This is a genomic window from Burkholderia sp. E168m23, from assembly GCF_016586125.1.
In the GTDB taxonomy this organism is placed as follows: Bacteria; Pseudomonadota; Gammaproteobacteria; order Burkholderiales; family Burkholderiaceae; genus Burkholderia; species Burkholderia orbicola.
In genome coordinates this window covers 1-3,737 of the sequence record NZ_BCPP01000720.1, presented here as the reverse complement: position 1 = coordinate 3,737, position 3,737 = coordinate 1, and the positions used below count along the sequence as shown (strand labels likewise).

The 3,737-nt window shown below is 68.6% G+C and carries 3 protein-coding genes; 2 read left to right on the top strand and 1 reads right to left on the bottom strand.

Annotation, left to right across the window (positions count from 1 at the left end):
- A partial coding sequence (locus tag JMF90_RS28210) for an FUSC family protein (RefSeq protein WP_201325709.1) occupies positions 1-915 on the bottom strand: 915 nt, incomplete at its 3' end.
- Between the two features lie 146 nt (positions 916-1,061).
- Here JMF90_RS28210 and JMF90_RS28205 point away from each other — a divergent pair.
- Positions 1,062-1,973, top strand: a complete 912-nt coding sequence (locus tag JMF90_RS28205; protein ID WP_011547535.1) for a LysR family transcriptional regulator — start codon at positions 1,062-1,064, stop codon at positions 1,971-1,973.
- A 383-nt stretch (positions 1,974-2,356) separates the two neighbouring features.
- On the top strand, positions 2,357-3,737 hold a 1,381-nt coding region (locus JMF90_RS28200), incomplete at its 3' end, for a DHA2 family efflux MFS transporter permease subunit (RefSeq protein WP_201325708.1).

The following is a 3,737-nucleotide window of genomic DNA, read 5'->3' as shown; positions in this document are numbered from 1 at the left end:
GCCCACGCGTGCGCGCAGTGCGGCCATCCTCGGCTGCGCGTCGCCCGATGCGGCGATACCGTCGAGCACGCGCGCCACCTCGTCGACCAGCGGGTCCGACGCATCGTGCGCGCGCGCCGCGTGCTCGCGGATCGCCTGCGCCGCCGCCTGCGCCGTCAGCACGCCGAGCGCCGCCGCGCGCAAATGGCCGATCGCGCCGCGCACCGGCGGTGCGCCGGCCGCCGCATATTCCGCCGCGGTGTCGAGTTCGAGCGCGTCCGCGAACAGCCGGTGCACGGCCGCGCCGTTCGGCTCGCGGCGCAGCGCGCCCGCGCCGAGCGCCACCGCACGCTCGAGATAGCGCGCGAGCCGCGTCCGGACATCGTGCAGCGGCGCGCCCGGCGCGAACACCGTGTCGAACAGCGCCGCGCACAGGATGCCGACCACCACGTATAGAAACCGCGCGACCGCGATATCGAATGCATGCAGCGGCGCCGATACCGCATCCATCGCGACGATCGCGGCCGTATAACCGGCGAGCACCGCCGCATACGCGCGAAAATTCCGCTGGAACGTCGCGACGCCCGCACACAGGCCGATCCACGCGGCAAGCGCCGGCAGGAACAGCTCGGGCGTCTGCGCAAACGCACCGGTCAGCGCGAGCGCGACGGCCGCCCCGATCGCGGTGCCGAGAATCCGGTACTGGCTCTTCGACAGCCCCATCCCGCGGCTGCCCTGCGCGACGATCCACACGGTCGACGCGGCCCATTTCGGATCGTCAAGATTCATCCGAAACGCGATATAGAGCGCGAGCAGCGAGGCGGCCGTATTGCGGAGCGCGAAGGCAAGCGCGCCGGGCGGCAGCGTCGGGCGCGCGTCGCGCAGCGCGGCCCGGACGGCCGCGAGCGTCGGCATGCTGGGGAAGGCGAATTTCATGCGGCGAGCATACGGTCGCGCCCCGCGCGCCACTACGGGGCAGCGGCGGGATGCGTTATTGCAGCGGGCGGGATAATCGGCTCGACCTGCAGCGTTCCGGTCCGTGACGGTAAGATGCGCGCAGGCCGAACATTGAAACGAATCGCATGGACCTCGAGAGCATCCGGATATTCCTGCGCGTGGTGGAGCGCGGCAATTTCACCGCCGCCGCCACGCAACTCGACATGCCGCTCAGCCGCGTGAGCCGCAAGATCAAGCAGCTCGAGGAGGACCTCGGCGTCCAGCTGCTGTACCGCACGACGCGCCGCGTATCGGTCACCGAAGCCGGGCGCGACTATTACGAACGCTGCCTGCGCGCCGAGGAGATCCTGCTCGACGCGGACCGTCAGGTGCGCGCGCTGCGCACGGAACCCGAAGGCACGCTGCGCGTGCTGGTGCCCTACGCGATCGGCCTGTTCGAACTGGAGCCGGCGCTCGCCGAGTTTCGCCGGCGCTACCCCCTGGTCCAGCTCGTGCTGATCTACGACAACAGCGCGCTCGACCTCGTCGAACACGGCTTCGACGTCGCGCTGCGCACCGGCGTGCTGAGCGATTCCGGCTATGTCGCGCGCTCGCTCGGCTGGTCGCACGCGAAGTTCGCGGCCAGCCCGCACTATCTCGACCGCGCGGGCCGGCCGCGCACGCCGCAGGACCTCGCCGATCACGACATCCTGTTCGTCGGCCGCGACACGCCGGGCCTGACGCTGCGCCTCACCAACGCCGCCGGCGACGTCGCCGACGTGCCGGTGCGGCCCGTGCTGATCTCGAACGAATCGGTCACGGTGCTGCGCCAGGCAGCGAGCGGCGGCGGCATCGCACTGATTTCGACCCACTTCACCACCCGGCGGCTCGAGAGCAACGAACTCGAAATCGTGCTGCCCGACTGGCATCGCACCGACGACGTCGAGCTGCACGCGCTCTACCCGAAGCGCGCGACGCTCGACAGCAAGGTGCGCGCGTTCGTCGAGTTCCTGACGGAAGTCTTCACCGCGTGGCGGACCGCGTCGCAGAGCCTGTAATCGATGCATGTCTGCTGCATTATTGCAGTGCAGGAAAGGAATTAATGAGCATGCGAGCGTTGATCGCCGCTCGCCGCATCGTTAGCCTGTGGCGATGAAAAATCACCACACACGCTACGGCAGCCACCTGAGCGCTGCCCGCCGACGCATCACGCGCGTCGCGCCTTCCTGACCGGCCGGCCCGCGTCCCGAAGCCCGTCACGGCTTCGCCATTCCGATTCACCGCTCGAACCGTACACCGCACGCGACAGCACCCCTCGGCGGGCCGCCGTGCGGCGTGCGTGCATCCGTCCGTTGCGCGCTTCGCCGCGCGCCTGCACGTCGCGTGCAGGCGCGGCGAACGGCATGCGCCGTACGGCCTTCGTCCATCACGCAGGAACGCCATGTCCTCTCCCTCGTCTTCAGGCCCGCTGTCGGGCGGCCGGCTCGTCATCGGCACGATCGCGGTCTCGCTGGCGATGTTCATGAACGTGCTCGATTCGTCGATCGCGAACGTCGCGATCCCGACGATCTCGGGCGACCTCGGCGTGTCGGTCGACGAAGGCACGTGGGTGATCACGATCTTCGCGGCGGCGAACGCGGTGTCGATTCCGCTGACCGGCTGGCTCACGCAGCGCTTCGGCCAGGTACGCCTGTTCGTCACGTCGATCCTGCTGTTCGTGTTCGCGTCGTGGCTGTGCGGGATCGCACCGAACCTGCCGACGCTGCTCGCCGCGCGAATCCTGCAAGGTGCGGTGGCGGGGCCGCTCGCGCCGTTGTCGCAGGCGCTGCTGCTCGGCGCGTGGCCACGGCAGAAGTCGTCGACGGCGCTCGCGCTGTGGTCGATGACGGCGCTCGTCGGGCCGATCGCGGGGCCGTCGCTCGGCGGCTGGATCACGTACGACTACAACTGGTCGTGGATCTTCTACATCAACATTCCGGTCGGCTTCTTCGCGGCGGCCGTCACGTGGTTCGTGTTCCGCGATCGCGAATCCGCCACGCGCCGCCTGCCGATCGACACGGTCGGCCTGCTGCTGCTCGTGCTGTGGGTCGCCTCGCTACAGATCATGCTCGACAAGGGCAAGGATCTCGACTGGTTCAACTCGCCCGTCGTCGTCGCGCTGGGCATCGTCGCGCTGATCGGCTTCGCGTTCTTCCTCGTGTGGGAACTGAACGAAGCCAATCCGATCGTCGACCTGCGCCTCTTCACGCAGCGCAATTTCGCGGGCGGCACGATCGCGATCTCCGTCGCGTATGGGATGTTCTTCGGCACGCTCGTGCTGCTGCCGCAATGGATGCAGGGCTATCTCGGCTACCGCGCGGTCGATTCGGGGCTCGCCACCGCGCCGCTCGGGGTGTTCGCGATCCTGCTCACGCCGGTCATGGGGCGCCTGCTGCCGCGCACCGATCCGCGTTATATCGCGACGCTCGCATTCGTCGGCTTCGCGGTCGTGTTCATGATGCGCACGACCTTCTACACCGACGTGTCGCACTGGGATCTGGTGCTGCCGACGCTGCTGCAAGGCATTCCGATGGCGATGTTCTTCGTGCCGCTGACGTCGATCATCCTGTCCGGGCTGCCGCCGGAAAAGATTCCGGCGGCAGCCGGCCTGTCGAATTTCGGCCGCACGTTCTGCGGTGCGGTGGGCACGTCGCTGATCAGCAATGCGTGGAACGACCGCACGATCCTGCACCACGTGCGGCTCACCGAACAGGCGAGCGTCACCAATCCGGTCTTCACGCAGCAGCTCGACACGACCCGTTCGCTGCTGCACCTGAGCCCCG

Bases quoted from the DNA above. Each gene is read 5' to 3' on its own strand.
- JMF90_RS28205 (WP_011547535.1), top strand. From the start codon at position 1,062: ATGGACCTCGAGAGCATCCGGATATTCCTGCGCGTGGTGGAGCGCGGC.